This window comes from Neptuniibacter sp. 2_MG-2023, from assembly GCF_030547495.1.
Classification (GTDB): domain Bacteria; phylum Pseudomonadota; class Gammaproteobacteria; order Pseudomonadales; family Balneatricaceae; genus Neptuniibacter.
This window is the reverse complement of record NZ_JAUOQC010000004.1, coordinates 68,218-94,645: the sequence shown is the minus strand read 5'-3', so window position 1 is coordinate 94,645 and position 26,428 is coordinate 68,218. Positions and strand designations below refer to the sequence as shown.

General features: G+C 43.8%; 20 protein-coding genes. 15 read left to right on the top strand and 5 right to left on the bottom strand.

Features of this window, described 5'->3' with window-relative positions; all coding sequences use genetic code 11:
- The first annotated feature begins 84 nt into the window (after positions 1 to 84).
- The 4 genes from Q4486_RS05500 to Q4486_RS05485 all read left to right on the top strand — a co-directional run bounded on the left by Q4486_RS05500 (position 85) and on the right by Q4486_RS05485 (position 7,487).
- On the top strand, positions 85 to 1,683 hold the full coding sequence (locus Q4486_RS05500) for a class I SAM-dependent DNA methyltransferase (protein ID WP_303518652.1): 1,599 nt from the start codon (positions 85 to 87) through the stop codon (positions 1,681 to 1,683).
- Entirely contained in the window at positions 1,673 to 3,103 is a 1,431-nt protein-coding gene (locus Q4486_RS05495) for a restriction endonuclease subunit S (protein WP_303518650.1), read from the top strand. Before Q4486_RS05500 ends, Q4486_RS05495 begins: the two co-directional genes overlap by 11 nt.
- Entirely contained in the window at positions 3,096 to 4,127 is a 1,032-nt protein-coding gene (locus Q4486_RS05490; protein WP_067985520.1) for a virulence RhuM family protein, read from the top strand. Before Q4486_RS05495 ends, Q4486_RS05490 begins: the two co-directional genes overlap by 8 nt.
- Positions 4,128 to 4,202: 75 nt before the next feature.
- The gene (locus Q4486_RS05485) at positions 4,203 to 7,487 is read left to right on the top strand and encodes a type I restriction endonuclease subunit R (RefSeq protein ID WP_303518648.1); all 3,285 of its coding nucleotides are present in this window, start codon (positions 4,203 to 4,205) and stop codon (positions 7,485 to 7,487) included.
- Positions 7,488 to 7,621: 134 nt separating this feature from the next.
- On the opposite strand, the gene Q4486_RS05480 is transcribed toward Q4486_RS05485, so the two are convergent.
- From Q4486_RS05480 to Q4486_RS05465, 4 genes are all read right to left on the bottom strand, one after another.
- Positions 7,622 to 9,517: an AAA family ATPase gene (locus Q4486_RS05480; RefSeq protein WP_303518645.1), complete on the bottom strand. Its 1,896-nt coding sequence runs from the start codon at positions 9,515 to 9,517 to the stop codon at positions 7,622 to 7,624.
- On the bottom strand, positions 9,514 to 10,395 hold the full coding sequence (locus tag Q4486_RS05475; protein ID WP_303518644.1) for a radical SAM protein: 882 nt from the start codon (positions 10,393 to 10,395) through the stop codon (positions 9,514 to 9,516). The genes Q4486_RS05480 and Q4486_RS05475 overlap by 4 nt, the downstream gene beginning before the upstream one ends.
- A gap of 268 nt (positions 10,396 to 10,663) precedes the next feature.
- A complete protein-coding gene (locus Q4486_RS05470; RefSeq protein WP_303518643.1) occupies positions 10,664 to 12,007 on the bottom strand; it encodes a hypothetical protein in 1,344 nt (447 codons plus the stop codon).
- 447 nt (positions 12,008 to 12,454) lie between these two features.
- Positions 12,455 to 13,015: a rhodanese-like domain-containing protein gene (locus Q4486_RS05465; protein ID WP_303518642.1), complete on the bottom strand. Its 561-nt coding sequence runs from the start codon at positions 13,013 to 13,015 to the stop codon at positions 12,455 to 12,457.
- A 233-nt stretch (positions 13,016 to 13,248) separates the two neighbouring features.
- Here Q4486_RS05465 and Q4486_RS05460 point away from each other — a divergent pair, with 233 nt between their 5' ends.
- The 7 genes from Q4486_RS05460 (at position 13,249) to Q4486_RS05430 (ending at position 19,751) form a co-directional block, all read left to right on the top strand.
- A complete protein-coding gene (locus tag Q4486_RS05460) occupies positions 13,249 to 14,460 on the top strand; it encodes a hypothetical protein (RefSeq protein ID WP_303518641.1) in 1,212 nt (403 codons plus the stop codon).
- A gap of 112 nt (positions 14,461 to 14,572) precedes the next feature.
- Entirely contained in the window at positions 14,573 to 15,463 is an 891-nt protein-coding gene (locus Q4486_RS05455; protein ID WP_303518639.1) for an MBL fold metallo-hydrolase, read from the top strand.
- Positions 15,464 to 15,476: 13 nt separating this feature from the next.
- Positions 15,477 to 15,899 (top strand): TIGR01244 family sulfur transferase, encoded by a 423-nt coding sequence (locus Q4486_RS05450; RefSeq protein ID WP_067866840.1) that lies wholly within the window; start codon positions 15,477 to 15,479, stop codon positions 15,897 to 15,899.
- 79 nt (positions 15,900 to 15,978) lie between these two features.
- Positions 15,979 to 17,697 carry a SulP family inorganic anion transporter gene (locus Q4486_RS05445; protein ID WP_303518637.1) on the top strand — a complete coding sequence of 573 codons (1,719 nt, stop codon included), beginning with the start codon at positions 15,979 to 15,981 and terminating at the stop codon, positions 17,695 to 17,697.
- A 187-nt stretch (positions 17,698 to 17,884) separates the two neighbouring features.
- Positions 17,885 to 18,535 carry a peroxiredoxin gene (locus tag Q4486_RS05440; RefSeq protein WP_067866844.1) on the top strand — a complete coding sequence of 217 codons (651 nt, stop codon included), beginning with the start codon at positions 17,885 to 17,887 and terminating at the stop codon, positions 18,533 to 18,535.
- 265 nt (positions 18,536 to 18,800) lie between these two features.
- A complete protein-coding gene (locus Q4486_RS05435; protein ID WP_303416662.1) occupies positions 18,801 to 19,331 on the top strand; it encodes a DUF6515 family protein in 531 nt (176 codons plus the stop codon).
- A gap of 177 nt (positions 19,332 to 19,508) precedes the next feature.
- Positions 19,509 to 19,751: a hypothetical protein gene (locus Q4486_RS05430; RefSeq protein WP_303416661.1), complete on the top strand. Its 243-nt coding sequence runs from the start codon at positions 19,509 to 19,511 to the stop codon at positions 19,749 to 19,751.
- A gap of 140 nt (positions 19,752 to 19,891) precedes the next feature.
- Here the strand turns inward: Q4486_RS05430 and Q4486_RS05425 are convergent, their stop codons facing one another.
- Positions 19,892 to 21,271, bottom strand: a complete 1,380-nt coding sequence (locus tag Q4486_RS05425; protein WP_303518635.1) for an aspartate aminotransferase family protein — start codon at positions 21,269 to 21,271, stop codon at positions 19,892 to 19,894.
- A 191-nt stretch (positions 21,272 to 21,462) separates the two neighbouring features.
- On the opposite strand from Q4486_RS05425, the gene Q4486_RS05420 reads away from it, so the two are divergent.
- From Q4486_RS05420 to Q4486_RS05405, 4 genes are all read left to right on the top strand, one after another.
- The gene (locus Q4486_RS05420; protein ID WP_303518633.1) at positions 21,463 to 22,182 is read left to right on the top strand and encodes a UTRA domain-containing protein; all 720 of its coding nucleotides are present in this window, start codon (positions 21,463 to 21,465) and stop codon (positions 22,180 to 22,182) included.
- 243 nt (positions 22,183 to 22,425) lie between these two features.
- A complete protein-coding gene (locus Q4486_RS05415) occupies positions 22,426 to 23,454 on the top strand; it encodes a putative 2-aminoethylphosphonate ABC transporter substrate-binding protein (RefSeq protein WP_303518631.1) in 1,029 nt (342 codons plus the stop codon).
- A gap of 92 nt (positions 23,455 to 23,546) precedes the next feature.
- Positions 23,547 to 24,623, top strand: coding sequence for a putative 2-aminoethylphosphonate ABC transporter ATP-binding protein (locus tag Q4486_RS05410; protein ID WP_303518630.1), 1,077 nt, complete (start codon positions 23,547 to 23,549; stop codon positions 24,621 to 24,623).
- Positions 24,620 to 26,347 (top strand): putative 2-aminoethylphosphonate ABC transporter permease subunit, encoded by a 1,728-nt coding sequence (locus Q4486_RS05405; protein ID WP_303518628.1) that lies wholly within the window; start codon positions 24,620 to 24,622, stop codon positions 26,345 to 26,347. The genes Q4486_RS05410 and Q4486_RS05405 overlap by 4 nt, the downstream gene beginning before the upstream one ends.
- Positions 26,348 to 26,428 lie beyond the last annotated feature (81 nt).

Below are 26,428 nucleotides of genomic sequence, written 5' to 3'. Positions count from 1 at the left end.
CAGCTTTTTTTTTAAGGCTCGCCCTTACCCAATAGAATCATCCCAGGAAGGGCGTGTTACTTATACAATGGAATCGTTTCTGCAATGGCTAAAGCACCCGCAAAATCTAAATCGTCAAAAAAACAAAACACCTCCTTTGAAGAATCCCTTTGGGACAGCGCCAATAAACTACGTGGCAGCGTCGAGTCATCTGAATACAAACACATCGTGTTGAGTTTGATCTTTCTTAAATTTATCAGTGACAAGTTTGAAGCCCATCGCCAAGCGCTCATTGATGATGGTAAAGAACAGTTTGTTGATATGGTGCCGTTTTATGCCCAGAGCAATGTGTTTTACCTCAGTGAAGAGGCGCGTTGGGCGACGTTGATTAAACACAGCAAGCAGGATGATATCGCCCTTAAAATCGATACCGCGCTGCACGCCATCGAGAAAACCAACAAATCTCTGGCGGGTGCCTTGCCGGATAACTACTTCTCTCGTTTAGGCTTAGAAAGCAGCAAGCTGGCGGCGTTGCTCGATACCATTAACAATATTGATACGCTGGCCAACGAATGCCAGATGAGCGAAGAAGATCTGGTCGGTCGGGTCTATGAATACTTCCTCGGTAAATTTGCCGCCAGTGAAGGTAAAGGCGGAGGCGAGTTCTATACGCCTAAATCGGTAGTGGCACTATTGGCCGAAATGCTGGAACCCTACAAAGGTAAAATCTACGACCCTTGCTGCGGCTCGGGCGGCATGTTTGTGCAATCGATCAAGTTTGTGAACAGTCACAACGGCAACCAAAAAGAGATCTCGATCTACGGCCAGGAATACACCAGCGCCACCTATAAGCTCGCCAAAATGAACCTCGCCATTCGGGGGATTAACGGCAACTTGGGGGATGTTGCAGGCAATACCTTCTTTAAAGATCAGCACCCTGATCTTAAAGCCGATTACATTATGGCTAACCCGCCGTTTAACCAAAAACAGTGGCGCGCTGATAATGAGCTAGTTGATGATCCCCGCTGGGCCGGCTATACCGTACCGCCCACCGGTAATGCTAACTATGCGTGGATACTGCATATACTCAGTAAACTCAGCGAAAGCGGCACCGCCGGTTTTGTCTTGGCCAATGGCTCCATGAGTTCTAACACCAGTGGCGAAGGTACTATTCGCCAAGAGATTATCGACAACGACCATGTGGATTGCATGATCGCGCTACCGGGGCAGCTGTTCTACACCACCCAGATCCCCGTGTGTTTATGGTTCCTCACCAAAAACAAAGGTGAAGATAAAATCCGCGGCTATCGTAACCGCCAAGGGGAAACCCTGTTTATCGATGCCCGTCAGATGGGCACCATGGCCAGCCGTATTCATAAAGAGCTGACCTCCGATGATCTAGCCAAAATCGCAGGCACTTACCACGCATGGCGCGGTGAAACGCAGGATGGCAGCGGCACACTGGCACAGTATGAAGATGTGGCCGGTTACTGCAAAGCGGCCAGCTTAGCGGATATTCAAAAGAATGATTACGTCCTCACCCCCGGCCGCTATGTGGGCGCGGCGGATATCGAAGACGATGGCATCCCCTTTGAAGATAAAATGCGTGAACTTAGCCAAACCCTCTATCGCCAGATGAAAGAAGCGGAAGCGCTGGATAAAACCATTCGTCAGAACTTAGAGGGGCTGGGTTATGGGGAATAGTCTAGTGTGGGAAAAGGTTTCATTTGAAAGCCTTTTTTGTGCGCCATTGAGGAACGGAGTTTATAAAAAGAAAGAGTTTCATGGGCATGGCTGTAAGATCATTAATATGGGAGAGCTTTTTAGGTTTTCTCGGTTAACATCAGATGTTGAAATGAAGCTTGTAGATTTGACAGAAAAAGAGAAAGAAAAATCATTACTCAATGAAGGTGATTTGATTTTTGCACGTCGTTCATTAACAGCAGAGGGCGCTGGAAAGTGCTCTATTGTTTTGTCGGTGGAAGCCCCTACCACTTTTGAATCATCCATTATAAGGGTTAGACTCAATGAGAGTCAGGCTAATCCAGAGTTTTATTATTATTTATTTAATTCTCCTATTGGAAAGTGGTTATTAGGGACTATTTTAAGACAAACAGCTGTTTCAGGGATTACTGGATCAGATTTAGCAAAGTTGGAGGTGCCTAGGCCTCCTAAAATTATTCAAGATAGTATTGCTAACCATTGTCGAATTTTAGACAACAAAATCGAGCTCAATCGCCAAACCAACCAAACCCTAGAGCAGATGGCGCAAGCCCTGTTTAAAAGTTGGTTTGTGGATTTTGATCCGGTGATCGACAATGCCTTAGCCGCGGGTAATTCTATCCCCGAGGAACTGCAAGCACGCGCCCAGCGCCGCCAGCAACAACTCGCCAAACCGGATCATCAACCCTTGCCCGATGATATGCGCCAGTTATTCCCCAGTGAGTTTGAAGAAACAGAGGAGTTGGGCTGGGTGCCGAAGGGGTGGGAGGTTACAGATATGACGCAGCTTGTCGATTCCGTTTCTAATACATACCCGTTAAAAACAGTTGATAGCGTTATTTTCTTGAATACCGGAGATATAGACGCTGGGGTCTTTTTGCATAGTGACTACTCAGTCGCATCTTCACTCCCCGGGCAAGCAAAAAAATCAATACAACTAGGTGATATTTTGTATAGTGAGATTAGACCTAAGAATAAGCGTTTTGCTTATGTTAATTTTGAGAGCGATGAATATGTCGTATCGACTAAATTAATGGTTCTTAGATCTAAGGGGGTTGTGGATTCTAAGTTTGCATACTTCGTTCTTACTTTAGAAAGCAGTATTAACGAACTGCAAAGTATAGCGGAATTAAGGTCAGGAACTTTTCCTCAAATAACTTTCAAAGAGTTATCGGCGATAAAAATATCCATTCCTGATAATCAAACTGTGTTGGATACGTTTTCCAAACTAATTTTAGATAATTACTATAATAAGCATTTTCAGTTGCAAATTCAGAATAAAGATCTCGAAAAACTCCGCGACACTCTACTCCCTAAACTGATCTCCGGCGAACTGCGTCTGCCTGAGTCTATGCTCGATAGCGAAACTAAACCGTCTGTTGCTGAGTCTGCCTATGAGTGATAAACCCCTCAGCCTGCAAGATCAAAGCACTGAGTTTCTGCTTTACACCGCCCCGAGTGGTGATGTGAAGGTAGAGGTGTTGTTGAATAACGAAACCCTTTGGCTGACACAAAAACGAATGTCAGAGCTGTTTGCCGTGGGTGTGCCTGCTATTTCAAAGCACTTAAAAAATATTTTTGAAAGCGGTGAGTTAGATGAAAAAGTGGTTGTTTCCTTTTTGGAAAACACCACTGCACATGGCGCTATAGCGGGCAAGACACAAAAAACCACCACAAAATACTATAACCTCGATGCGGTGATCTCGGTCGGCTATCGGGTCAATTCGGTACAAGCCACTCAGTTTAGAATCTGGGCGACGGCGCTAATTAAAGAGTACATCATTAAAGGCTTTGCCATGGATGATGAGCGCCTTAAAAATGGTCGCTACTTCGGTAAAGACTATTTTCGTGAGTTGTTGGAACGGGTCCGCTCTATTCGCGCGAGCGAACGACGTATCTACCAACAAATCACGGATATTTTTGCTGAGTGTAGTATTGATTATGATCCGAAATCAGATACCACCCGTCAGTTCTATGCTCATGTGCAAGATCAGTTTCATTTTGCGATTACGGGTAATACATCTAGCGAGCTTATCTACAATAAAGCCGATAGCACTCAGCCATTGATGGGGATGAATACGTTTAAGCATGCGCCTGAAGGCCGTATTTTAAAGTCTGATACTACGGTGGGTAAAAACTATTTAAGTGAAAAAGAGATCAAACAGTTAGAGGCCGCAGTGGCGGGCTTTTTTGATTATATCGAACGTATTATTGAACGACGCAATAGCTTTACGATGCAAAATTTTGCCCTCAGTGTGGAGAAATTTTTAAGCTTTAACGAATACGAAGTGCTGGAAGGCTATGGTACGGTTACACGGGATCAAGCGAAAGAAAAGGCTCATGCTGAATACGAGAAGTTTAATAAGCGGCAGCCTATCGAATCTGATTTTGATCGTATGCTGAAAAACTTGCCCAGCCGTGATTAAACCTTGTATTACCCAATTACATTGAAGCAACAGCTAAGCGTACAACGCTGACAAAACACAACAGGATGTCGTGCCGTGAAATTTACCGAAGCCCAATTAGAAAGTGCCATTATCCAACTACTGGAGGAGCAGGGTTATCCCCATGTGTTGGGCAGTGATCTTTCGCGGGGAACCACTGAGGTATTGATCAAATCGGATCTGCGTGCTTTTTTAAGTCAGCAATATGCCAGTGAGGGTATTACTGAGCATGAGATCGACGGCATTATCCGTCAGTTAGAGTTGCTCTCGGCGAGTGATCTGTATGAGAGTAACAAAACCTTCTGTAAGTGGTTGAGTGATGGCTTTTTACTCAAACGCGAAGACCCTAATGATAAAGACCTCTATATACAGCTTATCGATTACAGCGACCTTGCAGCGATGCGGGTGCCAACGGTAGATGAGGTGGATCAGCTATCCATTGTTGCCGAAGAGGGCGCAAGCTATCAGCCGCACACGAATAACCTTTTTAAAATCGTTAACCAGCTAGAGATTGAAGGCGTGGCTTCTGCCAGTGGCGGTGAGCTGCGTATTCCTGATGGCATTTTGTATATCAATGGTTTGCCGCTGGTGTTGTTTGAGTTTAAAAGCGCTATTCGTGAAGAAGCCACTATTCACGATGCTTACGTGCAAATCTGCACCCGTTACCGCCGTGATATTCCCCAGTTATTTGTTTACAACGCCCTCTGTGTGATCAGTGATGGGGTGAATAACAAAATGGGCACCCTGTTTGCGCCTTATGAGTTTTATTATGGCTGGCGCAAGGTCAACGGTAATGAGACGGCGGAAAAGGATGGCATCAGCTCGCTCACCAGTATGCTGCAAGGGCTGTTTGATCAGCAGCGTTTACGTGAGGTGATTCGGCACTTTATCTATTTCCCTGATAAGAGCCATCAAGAGATCAAAATCGTCTGTCGTTATCCGCAGTATTATGCGGCCACTAAGCTTTACCAAAGCATTAAAGCGCATCAGAAACGACCTAATAGTGAAGGTGAGATTGTTGGCGATGGTAAAGGCGGAACCTATTTTGGTGCCACCGGTTGCGGCAAAAGCTTTACCATGCAATTTTTGGCGCGCCTGTTGATGAAGAGCGTGGACTTTGCCAGCCCTACTATTGTCTTGATTACCGACCGTACCGATTTAGATGATCAACTCTCTAAGCAGTTTACCAATGCCAAAACCTATATTGGCGATCAGATTGTTGAAACAGTGACCTCCCGTGCTGACTTGCGTGCCAAACTGCAGGGCCGCCAGAGTGGTGGTGTGTTTTTAACTACGATTCATAAGTTTACCGAAGATGTGGCGCTATTAACGGATCGCTGTAATGTGATCTGTATTTCTGATGAGGCTCACCGTAGCCAGATTAATTTAGAGCAAAAAATCTCGGTGGTGACTGAAGGTAAAGACCGAGGGGTTAAGAAAACCTACGGCTTTGCTAAATATCTACATGACTCTCTGCCGAACGCCACCTATGTGGGTTTTACCGGTACGCCTATTGATGCCACTTTGGATGTGTTTGGTACGGTGGTAGATAGCTACACCATGAACGAGTCCGTCAAGGATGAGATTACCGTGCGCATTGTCTATGAAGGGCGTGCGGCAAAAGTGGTTCTGGATAACAGCAAGCTACAAGAGATTGAAGCTTACTATCAGCAATGTGCCGACGATGGCGCGAGTGATTACCAGATAGACGACAGCAAAAAAGCGATGGCCAGCATGGGGGCGATTTTGGGCGATCCCGATCGTATTCGCGCGTTAGCTAAAGACTTTGTCGCCCATTATGAAGATCGTGTTGCTGAAGGCTCTACCGTGGCGGGCAAGGCGATGTTTGTCAGTAGCTCTCGCCAAATTGCCTATCAGCTGTATCAGGAGTTAGAGCGCTTACGCCCTGAGTGGTTTGAGGTGCTGGAATGCGCTAAAGGTGAATCACTTAGTGACAAAGAGCGTAAGGAGATAAAAGCCTCTGCGCGGGTGCGCATGGTGATGACGCGCAATAAAGATGATGAGAAAGCGCTGTGGGATCTGCTAGGCACTAAAGATGATCGTAAAGAGCTGGATCGCCAATTTAAGCAGGCTAAATCTAACTTTAAAATCGCCATCGTGGTGGATATGTGGCTGACCGGCTTTGATGTACCGTTTCTCGATACTATGTATATAGATAAACCTGTTTCACAACATAACTTGATACAAACGATCTCACGGGTAAACCGCAAGTTTGCTGGCAAGAGCAAAGGGCTGGTGGTGGATTACATCGGCATTAAAACCCAGATGAACAAAGCGCTAAAACAGTTTGGTGGCAGTGGCAGTGATAACTTTGAAGATATTGCTGCCTCGATTGTTGAAGTGCGTAACCACTTAGACCTACTCAACAAGGCTTATTATCATTTTGATAGCTCAGATTATTTCACCGGTGATCCTGTTGGCCAGTTAAACTGTCTCAACGAAGCCGCTGAATATGCAATGCAAACGGAAAAAACCGAAAAGCGCTTTATGGATATTACCAAGCGCTTAAAGGCTGCCTATGACATCTGCTGTGGTAACGAGCAGATCAGCAAAGATGAGCGTGACCATATTCACTTTTATATGGCGATCCGCTCTATTATCCACAAGCTAACCCGAGGTGTAGCACCGGATACGGCACAGATGAACGCCAAAGTGCGCGATATGATCGCCGAAGCGATTAAAAGCGATGGTGTCGAAGAGATCTTTAAGCTGGGTGAGGAAGCATCCGCTGGAGAGGGTGAGATTGATATTTTTGATGAAGATTATCTAGCTAAAATCGACAAAATAAAACTGCCAAATACCAAGATTAAACTGCTGCAAAAACTGCTGGAAAAAGCCATTGGTGAAGTCTCCAAAACCAACAAAGTGCAAGCGGTCGATTTCTCTAAAAAGTTCAAAGCGCTGGTGGATAAATACAACGAACGTAAAGAAGATGATGTGCTTGTTAGCAGCGTGCTGGAAGACTTCTCTAATGAAATTATCGACCTGTACCATGACCTAAAAAACGAAATGACATCCTTTGCCGATATGGGCATCGACTTTGAAGAGAAAGCGTTTTACGACATCTTAAAATCCCTGTCGATTAAGTATGACTTCACCTACCCTGAAGATAAGATGATCGAACTGGCGAAACATGCCAAGGAAGAGGTCGATAGCGTCGCCAGCTTCCCCGCATGGAACCAACGGGAAGATATCAAAGCCGAGCTACAAGTGAAGTTAATCTTACTACTGGCCAAATATGGTTATCCTCCGGTGGCTAATGATGATGTCTATAAAAAGATCTTGGAACAAGCGGAGAATTTTAAGAGAAATCGGGGGTGAGGGTAGAATGGAAAAATATGTGAAGGCTTTCCACATCGCACGTTAATCACTCTTAACGTGCGATGGTCTATTTTAGTCGTTATCTCTGATCATAATAGGCGAGGGACAGAGGTGTATTTTTTTCGTACAGAATACTAAGAAAGTGTGCCGTACAACTTGGCTCCCATATCAACACATCCTGAGGGCTTATTTTTACGGCTAGAGATACGAAGGCAGTAGAATTCAGCCCTTTGACTTAAATCCTTAATTACCTTTAGCGCACCTTCGTTTATTTCAGTACAAAAAATCAATATACGAGATTGATGGTCTTTTGGTATTCCACTGAGTGTTTTTTGTATTGTATCCCCAGTATGGATAACAGAGTCATAGATGACAATATTCTCTATATCTGGTTCAAGGTGCTTAATGATCATTCTCGTATCATATTCGTTATCTCTTTCTGTATGGATACTACTGACTTCGTATGCACTCAGAAGAGGGCAGCCAAGCATATCTGTAGCCCCTTCAGCTAAGTATCTACCGGATCGTTCTACACCTACTACCACTGTATTTGAAGCAGATACATCAGGATTGCTTGCGCAAAGCTCGTTAAGAAATAATTCTCCAATTTTCTTATGCTCATTTTTAATCTTTAGGCGATCCGCTCTAGCATTTTTAGATCGGTTATGTGCGCTTGTGATCGCAGTCCCATCAACTTGGTTAAGGTAGTGATATTTTGCGAACTTAGCTTTTCTGGAAATGGCATTACATATGGCGGTGGCAGAAATAGAATTGTTTTTTTCTTTATATCCCTCGGCTGCTAAATAAAACCATTCTTTCTGGTGATCTAACTCATTGATTAACGGTAAGTTTCCTTTGCTATCAGGTGCAATGATTGCTAAATCAGCTTCATTTAACATTGGTGCATCAATAGGGCTGTCACCTGCGGCCAGCACCCAATACCCTTTCTGTTTCAGTAGGGCAACAATGTCTGCCTTGCTGCTGTGTGTAATCAGCTCTTTATCAAGGTATGGATGGGTTCCACCGATTACTTTGACGTGATCAAGCTGATGCTTGTAAAGAAGATGCTGCCATAATTGTGGAATGCCTGCAGTTACCAAAAATACAGGTATTTCTTTTGGCATTTGGGATAAAATCTCTAACCATTCAGAACGAATTTGTATTTCTTCAGCTACTTTTGTAAGTGTATCGATGTACTTGAATATAGAGGTTCGTTTCCAGTTTTCACTCACTTTAATATAGCTCTGAAGATTGTAGCCAAAGCTTTCGAATACTTGTCGATTCAGTGTTCGTAATCCAAGCTTTGAATCAATAAGCCTAAAAGCATCAGCTTCACTGAACGTCCGGTCTCCATCAAGAACTAACGCGGGTCCTCCTTGCGCACCGATATGTTCTAAATGAGTTGATAGTTGATTATTGAGCGAGTTTTTTGTTGCAGGCGCGAGGACATTTCCAGCTGTGAGACGTTCTAAAATCTCTGTAATTGAGTAGCTGTTATCTCTGTTATTGATCACATAAAGTGAAACAGCGTGTTGCTCACAATATTGTTGAGCGGCCTCCAATTCCAGCTTTCTATGAGATTCAATCTGCATTAATGGCGTATTGGGTCGCTTTCGCGTATTTAACTCATTATCACGGTGTGTATTTTCTTGAACTGTTACTGGCTGCGTATCTAAGAAGATTAATCCATCCAGAATCTCTGCGTCAGATTGCGTTAATGCGACTTCAAAGGTACTAGTAGCCCTGTTTTTAACCAACATATGAGCATCAGCGTAGATAGTTCTATGTTGCGTTTTCAGATGCTCTAGCTTGAGGGTGACAAGATTGACCAGTTGGAATCTTGCTGTTTTGTCTAAATCATCAAACATTGACCAGCTATCAATGCCCTGTTCTTGCATTATTGCTCTGAGTAATTCAGAACAGGAAAGGCAATGAGAGTGACTAGCCTGCTGAGCTAGTTTTCGCGCTAAAGTTGTTTTGCCTGAACCTGGCACTCCCACAATCATGTACAGCTTATTTTTACTGCTCATGGTCTTACTCCTTGGATGGACTGCTCCATATGTCTGATCGCTGCTCTCGACAGCGTCACTTCTTTTCCATCATCTTGTTGAGCTACGATGACTTCTGGCAGCCCTGCAACGGGAGAGCACGTTGAACAAGAAGGTTTGGGGGTGGTTGAGTTTAGATATGTCTCAACGTCAGATATATTCTTGATATCGTTAATGTTCAGGCCTTCATTGTCTTTTCTATTTTTTGCAATTCGTGAACAGCTAAATAGCCTACCTCGCTCTAGGGTAATGTCATAGTTGCGATAGAAGCATGTATTCCAAGCTGTCTGAGTCGTATCAGCAGACATCGAAACAGGGGTGTTCCAGTCATCCCAGAAGTCTTTGCGGCGAAAGCTGATGTTAAACTCACTATGTAATGATTGAACATATTGTTTCCAAATACTGTCAAAATCTTCTGTTCGTACATAATCGCTAATCACTAGGCTATCGATTAGATCCAGAGTTATGCTATCGATTCCTTGGGGATATAAGCCGTTAGTAACGACTTCCAGTTGATCTGCGATCATGACTTCTTTAATTTTTTTTATGTCTGAGTTGAGGTCTTTATGTAGCGTTATTTCACCGCCCACAAGAACAACTTTTCCTATGCGAATACCCATTTTTTTTAGGATGATCAGACTATCGATGTGCTGGTCAATACCCATATCATTACTGAATGGCTCAGGCTGGTCAGGGACTTTAAATCCACAGTTACTGCATCGTAAATTACATTTTGTATTCAGAGAGAGCTCCAACTCCTTTATTTGAAATTTGTCAGAGCTGAGAAAAGGTGCTGCAATTTTCTTGGGTCTCAGGGGACTATTATTTCCTAGAGAATTAGGTTCTAAGGCATTCTTCATGTACTTCACTCCGTTGAACCACGCTAAATATATCCATAAGTAATACAGGCAGCGCCTGGATGTGCTTGCCAAGTTCGCTCACTAGGCTTAAAAAAGCGATGAATGTAATGTTCATAATCGGCGGCGATTAAGTTAAATTTTCCATTCATCGTTGCTTGATCAGTCCATTAAGCGTTGGGTATTTTAGTCGATATGCTCGTGGCATCAACCCTCTTAGGCGAACCCACAGATATCATTTGTAGCGTGACTCTTCCTTGTATTCGTTTAGTTAAATAACAATGGCACCAGGTATATAGCCACCGTGCTTGGCTATGTCCTTTTTTATATTGTTTAGTGGTAGCTCGGGCAATGTTAGCCACTTCCTCATTTCATCCAGCTCTTTGAATAGTTGCAGGCCTGGTATATTTGGGATGATGATAAATCGTTCAGGGTGGTGTATCACATCATTGTATCTGTTTTCATAACTGCCTAATGAGAGCAGAAGGGCGTAATCACAGTTATCTTTGAGAAATAATGAAATCTCATAAGTTGTCCAACGGTCAACCGACAGTGAGTTTTCATCCTTTTCATCCGGTGACTTTAATCTGTTATTGCTTAAAAGCAGTGGGTAGGTCCAATCAGGCCTGTTTTCAATGTCAGGGAAGAATATTTCTTCGATGCCGGGTAGCCCGAGCTTAGGTTCAGTGAATCGACCTTCATGAGACCAGATTTTTTCGCCTGTGATAACATAATCCTTTATTTCCATTAGAGTATTTTCATTTTCAGAAATGAGGCTTTTGTTGGTGTTTGATGATTCCAACTCTCGAAAGAGCTGTTCTAGTGTGCCGAATAGAAGCAGGCTCGTTTCATTAAAGTAAAGAGAAGGCTTCAGACCATATTCTTCTAATAGCTTATGCAGGCTTCCCTCAGAGGATAGATGCTCATTATCGCCATTTGGCGTAAGGTTCTGTATTTCATTGATACCGTAATAGCCAGTCGCTCCCATGCTGAAATAAACCTTCTCTGGGTCATCAAATTGCTTACGGAGTTTGTCAAAATACAACCTGGCTTCTTTGAGCCATTTAGAGAATTTTGGCGTTTGCATTACAGCTAGTAGTATATCTAGCTTTTGCTTTCTAAACTCAGCTGAGGAATGTTTTTTCTGTGCCCTGGCTTTACGCGCTTTGCTTTGCTCTTCCAAGTTTAAAAGCTCATCACCTTCCTCTGAAAACTCCTCGTAAGCAGTAATGATTTTATCGTCCTCGCCAATGATCGCGATTTTTTGTGCGACTGAGTTAAGAAATTGGCTAGAATGATGCAGGCTAGAGACTTTTTTGAAATGCCGCATTTTTGAGGTCGAAGGTTCTAATTCGATAAAAGATTTAATGCTATCCCTTCCTTCAGCACTTACAAACAGCCCTGGCTTAGCTCTCGGTTGTCCATATTCCGCAATTAAAGTATCTGCTTCATGTTGACTTAAGCGCCACTCCTTTCTTCTTCCCTCTGATATTCTGGGAGGAGGTACGTCTATAAATTTGGCAACTTTCGTTGCCGTCATATTTGAGCTTGCGCTGACGGCATGGTCCAAAAGTCTTTTAGTATCTTCTAAAGAGAATTTGTCTGATCTAGGCATGGTTGATTCTCGTCGTTGATTGGTAAGACGCGAATCATACTAAAAGAATCAAAAAAGCTAAATTTAAATCAATTACGTTTTTTAAGTAATTATGTCGTAATTAATTACGATATAAATGTTTTTTTGGTGGGTTTTGCTCGTTTGTGCAGATTTGAGGCTCTTTAAAAGTTGAGTTAGCGCTTCAAGTGTTACGTATGCTTGGGCCCCTTTTCCTTATTGACCTCAATATAAGTAAAGGTATGTTTAACTGATGATCGGAACATAATGGCAATTCCCCAAAAAATGGTGATGGACTTCGTTTAAATAACTTACGTCTTAATCCATCCAAGACTGTCCTGAAACCAGTATCATTGCTGGTTTTTTTGTTTTTACTACCTATAGTACTATCTACAAAATATTCACTTTAGCTAAGTGAAAGCGGGGCCTAGTGGCCCCGTATCCCCATGCTCAACGATCAATACGGTAGATCTTTTCTGGATTGGGCTTGCTACCCCAAGGTAGGCCAGAGTTCTGCCAGCCGTTTTGGATACGGAAGCCGGTTTTTTCGCCTGCTTTGGCGCTGTCACCTTGGAAGCCGTTAATCATATAGGTTGCATTAGGGAAACCGTGTTTGCGTAGAAATTCTGCGCTTGGTAGGCCTCGTTCACTACCAGAGCGACACATAGTGATAACGGTCGCTTGTTTGTCTAAGCCGCGTTCAAGCAGGGCTTGTTCAACTTGAGTGGCGAAATCTGGATTTTGGTAAAGGCGAAAGCGGTTTTTCTTAGCATCCCATTGGCTACGATCTACCATTAGGTAGGGGATATTTAGATCCACCTCATCGGTAAAGCCAATGAACATGATTTCAATCGGGTCACGCACATCAATAAACAGCACCTCATCCGGTTTTTGTTGTACCAGCTCGTAGGTCGCCTTGGGAGTGATACCGCTAATATCGCTTGCCTGAGCCGTGCTTAGTGGTAGCGTCATTACTACACTAAGGAATAGTGGAGTTAGATATTTCTTCATCGGATGTCCTCTCTTTTAAAAACTAAATCGGTAGGGTTACCGCTATCTGCTGGTATTAAGGCAAATATAATGTAATAGCCTATTAAATATTAGTATTTTCTAATATAAAATAGGTTATTACAATAGGGTTGTAACCTTTCAGTCTGCTTTTGCTGAGAATATGATTTAGTTCTAAGCTTGTTAGTCGAGTGCAATCCTTCACTTTATAATTATCAAAGATAAGGAGATTACTGATGTTAAGACGAGACCCTGAGCAGCCTTGGCATCCCAGCTATTGGTTGGCAGCACTGGGTGCTGGTGGACTTTCTATCTCATTTTTTATGTATCTAATGTGGTTGGTACCTCATCAGGGCTTCCCTATGCCGACTTGGCAGCATCTGTCGGCCTTACTGACCGGTATTACGCCGCTATCTACTGGAGTCCGCCCACTGGCTATTTTGGCGACCCTTTTTATGTTGTTGCTGGCTTTGTTGCACTTTACGCTGCTGATCTGGAATATTCGTGAATATAGTGCGGCACGCAGTACAGAAGCCTACCAGCGATTATTGGGTTCTCCCAGCGAAGTGCAGTTGATGGCCCAGCCGCTGACATTTGCGATGACTGTTAATGTTTGTTTTGCACTAGGTGCGCTCTGTGTGCCCGGTTTATGGTCTATTGTGGAATACCTTTTTCCTTTCGCTTTGTTGGCGTTTACTGCTATAGGCGTTTGGTCACTCAAACTCTATGGCCGTTATTTGAGCCGGATGCTTGTTAGCGGTGGGTATCGCCATGAAGAACACAATCACCTCTCTCCATTGATGGCTGTTTTCACCTTTTCCATGTTGTCTGTTGGCTTTGCCGCACCGGCGGCTATGTCGCACTTAGCATTTGTGGCGGCGTTGGCAGCAACCTTATCGATTCTGTTTTTGGTAATCGCCGTGGTCTCCGGTGTATTGATTTTAATATCGGGCCTGCAAGCGATGTTGCAGTATGGTTTACAAAAACAGGCTACGCCTAGTATTTGGATGCTGATCCCGATTATGACGTTGCTTGGGATTGAATGGGTGAGGATGCAACATGGCTTGAGTCATCACTTTGCAACCCCTGTAGAGCAGGGCAGGTTGTTTGTTGTTCTGACAGCCATTTTTATGTTGCAGCTGGGCATTATGCTGCTGGGGTATCGTGTGATGCAGCTTAATGGTTATTTGACTGATCATCTTATCGGTGACCAGCGTAATCCCGTTAGTTTTGGCCTGATCTGTCCCGGTGTAGCTCTGTTTGTGATGGGTATGTTTTGGTGGCACTTGGTGTGGGTACAAGGGGGTATAGTCACTGCGTTTGGCGTGGTTTACTGGTTGGGGATTGCAGGGCTTGCGGTGGTTCAGTTTTTAACGCTAGGGGCATTACTACGTTTGAGTCATCGTTTGTTGCTACACAAACCTGTTGAGATTGCGTTAATGGAGTAAATACACTGTGGCTATTAAGGTCATAGTTAAATTTAAACGGCGTGAAGAAGACAAGCGACGCAATTTTATTTAACATTAGATGTATCTAATATTTATAAGCAGGAGATATACCATGAGTGAAGTCCAAACTTCTCCGTGTGTGCCTCAGGTGAAAGCCTTTTTTGATGAGCCAACGAATACTTTTAGTTATGTAGTACGGGACCCTGACTCTAATGCTTGTGCCATTATTGATTCGGTGTTGGATTTTGATTATGCCAGTGGTTCTACCGATGTGCGCTCGGCGGATGAGATCATTGCTTATGTGCGTGATAACGATCTGTCGGTTGAGTGGATTCTTGAAACCCATGTTCATGCTGATCATCTGTCGGCAGCACCTTACTTACATCAAGCGTTGGGTGGTAAGACAGGTATTGGCGCTTTCATTACAGTGGTGCAGGATACTTTTGGCAAAGCATTTAATGCCGGTAGTGAATTTGTCCATGATGGTAGTCAGTTTGATCATCTGTTTGAGGAAGGTGATCGTTTTAATATTGGCAACCTTGAAGGCTATGTGTTGCATACGCCAGGGCATACTCCGGCCTGTTTAACTTATGTGATCGGTAATGCTGCGTTTGTGGGTGATACGTTGTTTATGCCTGATTATGGAACGGCTCGTTGTGATTTTCCCGGTGGTGATGCACGTACCTTGTTTCGTTCGATCAAGAAGGTGCTCAGCTTACCCAATGAAACTCGAATCTTTCTTTGCCATGATTATAAGGCGCCGAATAGAGACGAGTATTGCCATGAAACTAGCGTTTTGGAACAGCGTCAGCACAACGTGCACGTCCATGAAGGTATTACGGAAGATGAGTTTGTACGTATGCGCACTGAGCGTGATGATACGTTGGAAATGCCTAGGCTAATTCTGCCATCGGTTCAGGTCAATATGCGAGCGGGTGAGATGCCGCCAGCAGAAGACAATGGCCAAGTGTACCTAAAAGTACCGATCAACCTATTTAAATAAGACCGAGGAATTTATGGATATTAAAGAACTTGAACCAGGCTTTTCTATCAGCCATGCGATCTATCCCAGTGATATTGAAGAGCTGAAAACCCTTGGCTTTCGCGCGATTATCTGTCATCGCCAGCCAGGTGAAGCGGACGACCATATCGACGACTCCCTGCTACGCCAAGCAGCAGAAGCGGCGGGAATTGAATGGGTCGAGATTCCTGTGACACCGGGTGAATATACAACGGAAGCGATTGAGGCCTTTGGTGCCGCAATTGATAGGTTGCCGACGCCTATTTTGGGTTTTTGCCGCAGTGGTCGCCGCGCGGTATCTCTTTGGGTTCACAATCAAGTGCAGCAGGAAAGCTGTGATTTAGGGCAGTTGTTGAAGGCCGCCCATGCTGCGGGTCATGATTTACATGCAGAGAAGGATAGCTTTATTCAATGCTGACCTCTGAGACTAGGCCTTGAATAGGGAGTAAAGTGCGTTAGAGGTTAAGAGAATAGGGCGTTAAGGGAATAGGTGGGCAGTGAATATTAAAAAATATCTCCCGATTTTGACATGGTTGCCAAATTACCGCTTGGCGATTTTTAATCAGGATCTGATGGCGGCTGTGATTGTAACCGTGATGCTTGTCCCTCAGTCATTGGCTTATGCCATGCTGGCGGGATTGCCACCTGAAGTAGGGCTTTATGCCAGTATCGCCCCGTTATTGATTTATGCGGTGTTGGGCACAAGTAGTGCGTTATCGGTTGGCCCTGTTGCGGTAATTGCGCTGATGACGGTGACCACAGCCGGTAATATTGTTTCTCCCGACGGTGAGGCTTATCTAGCAACGGTTATCCTGCTTACATTTATCTCCGGTATTATGCTGACGCTGATGGGGCTATTTCGTCTGGGTTTTTTGGCCAACTTTCTAAGTCATCCGGTTATTTCTGGTTTTATCACGGCTTCTGCGGTGATTATCTCTCTTAGCCAGCTCAAACATATATTGGGCGTTTCGGTGAGTGGCCACAATCTGCCCGAACTGCTGATGGCTTTGATTCAAGCGTTGCCACAATTGAATTTGGCAACGCTGTTGATGGGTAGTGGAACTTTACTCTTTCTTTATGCAACTAGACGCTGGCTGGGTAGGCTTCTGGCTCGGTTGGGTTTCAGTCGATCAATCACTGGTAGTGTAGGCCGCTTGGCCCCTATTTTGGCGGTTGTGGTAACGACTTGGATAGCCGCTCAGTTTGGTTTAGTCGAGCTGGGGGTGGCCGTTGTCGGTGAAGTGCCTGCAGGCTTACCGCCTTTAGCGATGCCGTCTACGGATGTCGGCCTTTGGCAGCAACTGTGGGTTGGTGCTTTGCTGATTAGTATTGTTGGTTTTGTCGAGTCGGTGTCAGTGGGGCAGACGTTGGCGGCAAAGCGTCGTGAACGTATCGATCCAGATCAGGAGTTAATTGGCCTTGGTTGTGCCAACCTTGGCGCTGCGGTCAGCACGGGTATGCCGGTAACGGGTGGTTTTTCTCGCTCGGTGGTAAATTTTGATGCGGGTGCTCGAACCCCTGCTGCTGGGGCATTTACTGCCTTGGGCATTTTAGTGGTTATTCTTTGGTTTACGCCCTTATTGCAGACGTTACCGATTGCCACGTTGGCGGCGACAATTATTATTGCGGTACTGTCGCTCATTGATATTCATGCGATTAAGCATACTTGGCGCTATTCTAAAGCTGATTTCTCGGCGATGTTGCTAACGGTTGTGATTACTCTGCTGCAAGGGGTCGAAGCGGGTATTCTCGCTGGGGTTGGTTTGTCTCTAGCGCTACATATTTATCGCACAAGTCGTCCACATACCGCAGTAGTTGGACGGGTGGCTGACAGCGAGCATTTCCGTAATATAGAGCGACATGTAGTAGAAACCAGTCCTAATTTGTTGATTATTCGGGTGGATGAGAGTCTCTATTTTGCCAACGCCCGTTATTTGGAGGATCAGATACAGGCGCTGGTTAGCCAAAACCCAGAACTTCAGCATTTAGTGATCAGTTGTCAGGCGGTCAATCTGATCGATGCTTCAGCATTGGATAGTTTGGAATCGATCAATGCGCGCCTGAAGGATACCGGAATTAAATTGCACTTGGCCGAAGTTAAAGGGCCGGTTATGGATCGTTTGGAGCGTGTTGAGTTTCCGGAGCATCTGAGCGGTGAGATATTTATCAGTACGTTTGCTGCTTGGCAGCGGTTGAAGAGCGGTGATAAAGATTAAAAACCTCGTTTGATGAGAGGTTGTAAGGATAGATGGCGATCATGCCATAAATTTCTACTATGAAGCCTATTGTTAGTATAAATTTTATTTGGTTATAAGCTTATAGTATTCTGCTATTAAGCAGGAGCAGCAATGCTCACTAAACTAAATTGTCACAACGAAAGTAAGATAACTGGAGAAATGAAAGATGGCACTTCGAATCAATGACATCGTACCTAACCTCGATTTGAAAACCGATCTAGGCGACTTCAAACTGCATGATTTTATCGGTGATAGCTGGGCTATCCTGTTCAGTCACCCGAAAGACTTCACACCTGTTTGTACCACTGAATTCGGTGCAGTCGCGCAGCTGGCGGCTGAGTGGGAAAAGCGTGGTACTAAAGTGATTGGCCTGTCTGTTGACGGTGTTGATGAGCATGTTGAATGGAAGTCAGATATAGAGAAATATTCAGGCGCGCCAGCAAAATTCCCAATTATTGCTGACGAGGATATGGCGGTTGCCAAGGCACTGGATATGCTACCGGCCGATGCTTACTTGCCAGATGGCCGCACTGCCGCAGATTCTGCTAGTGTACGTGTAGTCTTTATCTTCAGCCCAGATAAAAAACTGCAGCTGTCGATGACCTACCCAATGTCTGTTGGCCGTAACTTTGCCGAGGTTCTACGTGCGTTGGATGCATTACAAGCAACCGCTGGAGCACCTATCGCAACGCCTGCTAACTGGGAAGTAGGGCAGGATGTTATTGTTGGTTTGTCTTTAAATGATGACGAAGCGAAAGCAAAATTTGGTGATGTTGATATAAAACTACCTTACCTGCGTACGACTAAGCAGCCATAATGAGGGGTTGATCCTCATTGCAGGATGATACGCCTTGTCCACAGTTTCGGCTTGTCGACAGGGCGTTTTTGTATCTGTATTCCCAGTCCCCAGTTTTAATTTATTTAAGCCTGTTTTAAAACAAGGTAACTTCTATTTTTGGTATACAAACTCCGTTGGTTTTTTACCGTCCCGCCCTGATTTTACTTAACTTTACTTTTTCCTAACTCAAGTTTACCTAGCTAGCTGTCACTATAGCCTCATTAATTGAATAGGAGATAGCAGCATGAAAAAAGCGCTTTTTGGATTCGTAGTGGTAGGGATTCTAATCGCAAATGCAGGGAGCGTTAATGCTGCGCCCGGCGGCCATCATTCGCGACCTCATGGGCCAGTAGATTTTTTACCTGCAACGGCAGCTCACCTGATTATTGAAGGGGTTAAGTATTGGTTATCCGATGGGGTGTATTACCGGAAAGCGGGTGAGCATTATGTGGTGGTTGAAAAACCACCCGGTAGTTTGCGCCATTTACCTAATGGCGCAGTTGTCGTTAAGCGGGGTGGTCATGATTATTTCCGGCATGGAGGTGTTTTGTATCGTTGGGTGCCTGCGGTACGTGAATACCAAGTGGTGGAGGTGATAAAAACATCAGTGCCGGCTAGGTATCAGTTGGGTAGTGTTTTAGACACGCTGCCTAATGGGGCTTACGCACAATTAGTTAATGGGGTGCAGTATTTTACGTTGAACGGACAGTTTTTTATGCCTTCTGAGGTCAATGGTAAAGCGGTTTATGTAGTGGTTGATATTCATGCGAATTAGGCCGCTATTATTGGATTAGGGCTTTAAGTACAACGGAAAGCTGTAAAGGTTTGATGGGCTTGGTTTAGAACAAATTTTCAGTGAAAAGTAGTTTTTAAATGAGTGCCTTATACAGAATTTTGTTCTGTCTAAGGCTCCTTAAATAGTTAGTGATACGAAAGAGAAAGAGGGTTTACCATGAAAAAAGCGGTACTTTTATTAGCGACGGTTATTATGTCTTCGACCGTCTTACCTGTGCAGGCAAAGGGTGATCGTCCAGCGCCACCTTCCTTTGAGGAGCTTGATGTTAATGGTGATGGTGGATTGAGCAAAGATGAAGTTAAAGGGCCTCTTTTGGAGGATTTCGATAAGTTTGATGCGGATGGTAATGGAATTTTAAGTAAATCCGAATTGCCTGAGCGACCAAAACACAAAAGATAGGTTGTTTAGCTGCATCTAAAATCTGGCCAATGCCTCAATATAAATCAACATGAAGGGCCATCTTCAGTTAAAAATTGGGCATTGGTCAGCTTGTTTTTCAGTCATGTTTAATAAGTTTGGTCGTTTTTATCTCTTAGCTATTATTCCTTTATATATGCATAGTTAAACTGTGTTGTTGCTGCCATAAGTGCTTGATCTAATATAGATAGTGACTGTTGTAGTTGCTCTTGGGTAATGATGAGAGGCGGTGAGAGTTGCAATACATTGCCTTGGGATACTTTAAACGATAGGCCCAACTCTAAACATGTGTACATCACCACTTCTGCTTCTTCACAGGCACGTTCTTTACTTATAGGGTCTTTGACCAACTCGATTCCCCACAATAAGCCACGGCCCCGAATATCACCAATAAGAGAATATTTGTCTTTTAAACCCTCTAACTGTTTCTTCATCCATTTTCCGTGGGTTTGGGTTTTACACAATAGATCTTCCCGCTCTATAACTTCGAGTGTTGCAAGTGCTGCAGCGCTGCCTAGCGGGCTTTTCTCGTGGGTATAATGGCCGAGGGATACATCTTCAGCGATATTAAACTTATCGCGAGTAATCATTGCGGCAAAAGGCACGATGCCGCCGCCAAGCCCTTTGCCAAGGCAGAGGAAATCCGGTTCGATTTCATAATGTTCAAAAGCGAACATATAGCCAGTACGTCCTAAAGCGATAGGTATTTCATCTAAGATCAGTAATACACCATATTGATCACATAGTTCCCGTACCCGCTTCCAATAGGCTTTACTAGGGAATTGGGCATCAGTATTACGGACCGTTTCAGCAATAAAAACACCGATGTCGGGATCATTCTGTAAAACGTATTCAAGATAATCCGCATAAGCAAGATCGTCCTCATCCTCTTTTGTGAATACTCCTCTATAAGTTGTCGGTGGTGGTATATGCTCAACTCCAGGCATGAGTGGGCCTAAGCCTTTATTGAAGGAATGGGTTCCGCCAACAGAGATCGCATCCATAGAAGCGCCATGGAAAGAATCCCAGAGAGAGATAACTTTCTGTTTTCCACTGACGATACGCGCTAGTTTGAGCGCCATTCCGACTACTGAGGTGCCACCTGGTGCAAACAGCACACGGTTTAGATCGCTTGGTGTTAAGGCGGCTAATTTACGTGCGCAATCGATTGTTGTTTGGTTGGTATAACGGCGGGTGGAGAAGGGCAGAGTATCTAACTGCTCTTTTAGTTTGTTAATCAGATAGGGATGACCAAAACCGATTTGGTGGACGTTATTACCATGGAAGTCCATATATTTTCTGCCCTGTGTATCTTGCAGATAGATTCCTTCAGCGGCTTCTAACGGGGCAAGACAGGGAGTGGACATCGCTTGATGTAGGAAATAGCGACTGTCTTGTTCTAGCATTGCTTGTGCAGCAGAGTCGAGATTGTCCTGCTGCCAGATTTGACGTTGGGTGCTCTGATTAATATCACCCTCTTTGCGTAGATTATTGTTACTCATTATTAATCTCATATTGGTATAGACCAGATGGGTGATTACAGAGTTTTATACCCTAAGTTGTCAATGGGGTATGATAGTTTTAATAAAAACTTAGCAAAATTGTCATATGTGATTTTTCTGTACTTGGGGTAGCATTAGGCACTTCTATTAGGTTTGATCACATTAGCCTACACACAAGGATTTTCTGTTCGATGACCATCCGTAAATCGGTTTCAAGCGCTTCCGTTGTCACTTACCTGCGAAACTGTATAAAAAAGGGCGACCTTAATCCGGATGACAAACTGCCATCTGAACGTGAAATTAGTGAGCGTTTAAAAACCACTCGAGTAACAACCCGTGAAGGGCTTAAACAGTTAGAGGCGCAAGGCCTTATTTATCGTTCTAATCGTCGGGGTTGGTTCGTGACACCGGAACGTATCAACTATGATCCAAGTCGTGCGATCTATTTTATGGATTATGTCTCTGAGCAGGGACAGATACCTTTTAGCCGAGAAATTCTTAAACGTAAGATCGTTGCCGATGCGTTTTTAGCTGAGGCGATGAAGATCGATCTAGGAGAGCCTGTAGTTGAGTTACACCGTTTGCGTGGAGCGAATAACCGACCGGTTTATTTTGAGCGTATCTATCTACGTGAAGCTATATTGCCAGGCGTTTTTGATAAACCGTTGGAGCGTTCAGTAAGTCGAGTTGTTCGTGATGAGTATCAAACGGATTATGACCAAGTTGATCTAAATATTATTGTAGGTTCATTGGATGAGTATGAGGCCGAGTTGTTGCAAGCACCTGCAGGTTATACCTCTATTGAAATACAACGATTATCTTATGATCAGGATGGCCATGTTATTGAGTTTGATGTAGAGCATTGGCGTCATGATGCTTTGCAATTGAAAGTTAATCTTAGTGCGCATTAATTGTTTGTCCGTCTGTCTGTAAATTTAGTTAATCCGCTTTAGATTAAGTGATCTATATAAATATTTTCAAATTATTTTTTTGCCATATACCCTGTTATTTCAAGGCTCTGAGCCGATTGAAGCGTGGTAATCTCATTTAAGTTTACTAGAAACATAATTACGTAATAAAACCGTCAAAAACCTTGTTTATTATATTCCCTAATCAAACTGGTATATACCAGAAAATTTAATAGGGTTAAGGAGATGACGGTGAAATTAGTAAACAAACTTAGCATTGCGCTAATGACTGCGGGTGTTGCTCTGACAGGTTCTGTTCAAGCTGCTACTGAATTGACGGTATACACGGCGTTAGAAGCGGATGACCTTAAACGTTATGCTTCTGAATTTAACAAGCAATACCCTGATATTAAAATTAAGTGGGTTCGCGATTCTACAGGTATTGTGACTGCAAAATTATTAGCTGAAAAAGAGAATCCACAAGCGGATGCTGTTTGGGGATTAGCAGCAACCTCTTTATTAGTTTTAAAAGGGCAAGCGATGTTGAGCCCTTATGCGCCTCAAGGCGTAGAAAACCTATCAAGCAAGTTCCGTGATGCCGACCAAGTTCCTTCATGGGTGGGTATGAATGCGTGGATGGCTTCTATCTGCTTTAACACTATTGAAGCTAAAAAGCATAACCTACCAAAACCTACATCTTGGGAAGATTTAACTAAGCCTGTTTATAAAGGCCATGTCATCATGCCTAACCCTAACTCATCTGGTACAGGGTTCTTAGATGTTTCGTCTTGGTTGCAGATCTTTGGTGAAGATAAAGGCTGGTCTTTTATGGATGGCTTGCACCAGAACATCAGCCGTTATACGCATTCTGGCTCTAAACCTTGTAAATTAGCCGCTTCTGGTGAAACGCCAATCGGTGTTTCTTTCGCATTTCGTGGCGCTAAATTGAAGAATAAAGGTGCGCCGATTGATCTTGTTTTCCCTCAAGAAGGTCTAGGTTGGGATATGGAAGCTGCCGCCATAATTAAAGGTACAAAAAACCTTTCAGCGGCGAAGAAACTACTAGATTTTGCTGTATCTAAAGATGCTAACCAGATGTACAACAAGGGCTTTGCGGTTGTTGCAATGCCTGGTGTTGCTAAACCTGTACAGTATTTCCCTGCCGATGCTGAATCTTTGATGATTGATAACAACTTTGCTTGGGCTGCGAATAACCGTAAGGAAATTCTCGCTAAATGGCAGAACCGTTACGACGGTAAATCTGAGCCAAAATAAGCATTTTTTATTCGAGTGTTTCCGAACTGGCATGAGGGGCTCTAGCTCCTCATTTTTTTATGCCATATCTATCATCCCATCAGGAAAAAAAGATGAGTGATTCCTACCTTAAAATTATAGAACTAGATAAGTTCTTCGGTGATTTTGCCGCGTTAAAGAATATTTCACTGGATATTAATGAGGGGGAATTTGTCTGTTTCCTGGGGCCGTCAGGTTGTGGAAAGACCACACTGTTACGGGCGATTGCTGGATTAGATATCCAAAGTAATGGTCGGATCATTCAGGATGGTAAAGACGTATCTTGGTTGTCACCGGACAGTCGTGATTTTGGTATTGTTTTTCAGTCGTATGCACTTTTTCCAAACCTAAGCGTTGCTGACAATATTGCGTATGGCCTACGAAATCGCAAAGTTAAACGCGTTGATCAGAAGGAACGTGTGAAGGAGTTGTTGGATATTATCGGTTTGCCAGATTCAGGTTCAAAATTTCCTGGTCAGCTATCCGGTGGTCAACAACAGCGTGTTGCCTTGGCCCGCGCCATAGCAACATCGCCCGGTTTGTTATTGTTGGATGAGCCTTTGTCTGCTCTTGATGCACGAGTGAGGCATCATCTTCGTCATGAAATTAAAGAGCTGCAACGTAAGCTTGGTGTCACTACCGTTATGGTGACCCATGATCAAGAAGAAGCACTCTCAATGGCTGATCGTATTGTGGTGATGAATCATGGTGTTATTGAGCAGGTAGGCACACCAGAAGAGATCTACAGCTATCCTAAAACACCTTTTGTCGCTCAGTTTGTGGGAACCATGAACTTTGTTCCTTGTTCTGTCGTTGATAAGGAGACGATCAATGTGGGTGGTAACTCGGTATGTTGCCCACAAGCTGCATCAATGATAGATCAAACAGGGGTCAGTTTAGCTATTCGTCCTGAAGATATTCGTATACGTAATACTGAACAGGCCGATAATCGACTTTTAGCACAAGTTACTTCAATGGAGTTTTTAGGCTCTTTTGTGCGCTCTAAGCTGAGTGTAGAGGGGATGAACGATCTTATCATTGCCGATTTTTCTATGAATGATATTCGTGATTTTAATATCTCTCATGGCGATCAATTAGCATTAGATCTTCCGGAGGAGCGCTTGCATTTGTTTGCAGGAGAGGTGCTATGAGTATTTTTGAAAACCTCCCGGTATCTCTGACGCAGGAGACCGTTTTAAATACACCTAAGGCCACTTTATCTCGCGATCAAATTCTGCAAGCAAGCGGATTATTAATTGCTAGTATTATTCTGTTAATCACGTTGGTTTTACCGCTTTACACTATTTTGTCAAAAAGCGTAGAAGACCAGCAGGGTGGTTTTATTGGATTGGCTAATTATATTGATTATTTCTCGACACCGGCACTGTCGATGTCGATCAGTCATACCTTAACCATCGCTTTCATCACAACGTTTATAGTGATTGGGTTAGCGCTGTTAACCGCTTATGCATTGACTCGAACCTGTATGCCTGGGCGTGGTTTTTTTAAAGTTTTTCTTATGGCGCCGATCTTTGCACCTTCGCTGCTGCCGGCGATCTCTTTGGTATACCTATTTGGTAATCAAGGTGTGTTGAAAGGGTTGATGTTTGGCGAGACTATTTATGGCCCCATTGGGATTGTGATTGGTTTGGCGTTTTGGTGTTTTCCACACGCGTTGATGATTCTTGTGACAGCGTTAAGCAATACTGATGCTCGTTTATATGAGTCGGCAAAAGTACTTCGCACATCAGGTTTTCGAACCTTTATGACGATTACCTTGCCATCAATAAAATATGGTTTGATCAGCGCTTCATTTGTTGTCTTTACTTTAGTGATTACTGACTTTGGTGTGCCTAAGGTGATTGGTGGTCAGTATAATATGTTGGCAACAGATATCTATAAGCAGGTAATCGGGCAGCAGAATTTTTCAATGGGTGCTGTCGTCTCTGTTGTCCTGCTTCTGCCTGCATTATTTGCTTTCGCGATTGATCGTTGGGTGCAACGTAAGCAGGTGGCGCTGTTATCGGCGCGTGCAGCGCCTTTAATCCCTAAGAAAAATCCAGTTAAAGATTGGACTATGTTAGCGCTTTGCTTACCTGTTCCAATTATTATTTTGACGGTTTTAGGTATGGCTGTATACGCTTCATTAGTGAGTTTCTGGCCTTATAACTTGTCACTATCTTTTGCTAATTATCAATTTGATCTTATGGATGGCGGTGGTTGGGAAGCCTATTACAACTCTTTAGAGATGGCATGCTGGACTGCGCTTATAGGTACATTATTTATTTTTTATAACGCTTATCTAGTAGAAAAAATAAAGGGCCTCAAAACGCTGAGGATGCTATATCACTTGGCAGCGATGATCCCTTTAGCTGTGCCTGGCATGGTGTTAGGTTTAGCCTATGTTTTCTTTTTTAATGCACCTAATAATCCGCTAAATTTTGTTTATGGCACTATGGCAATTCTTGTGATTTGCACGGTTGCCCACTATTACACGGTCTGTCATCTGACCGCGGTAACAGCGTTGAAGCAAATTGATAATGAATTCGAAGCGGTTTCTGCATCATTAAAAATTCCATTCTATGTCACTTTCTGGCGTGTGATTATGCCCGTCTCTCTACCCGCACTATTGGAGATAGGTAGTTATCTTTTCATGAATGCGATGACCACTGTTTCGGCGGTCGTCTTTATCTATTCGGCCGATACTATGCTGGCATCGGTCGCTGTTCTAAATATGGATGATGCTGGTGATATTGCCCCAGCCGCAGCGATGGGGGTTCTGATTATGGGGACCTGTATTCTGGCTAAGTTAATCCATTGGGTCTTTTCACATTACCTTTTAGCTAGGACTCAGCGTTGGCGTGCGGACACTTAATTGGCCAGTTGGGAATACCGGAAAGCGAATTATAACCTAACAGTTTTGTAGGCGTAATTTAACAAAACTGTCACTCTTTTG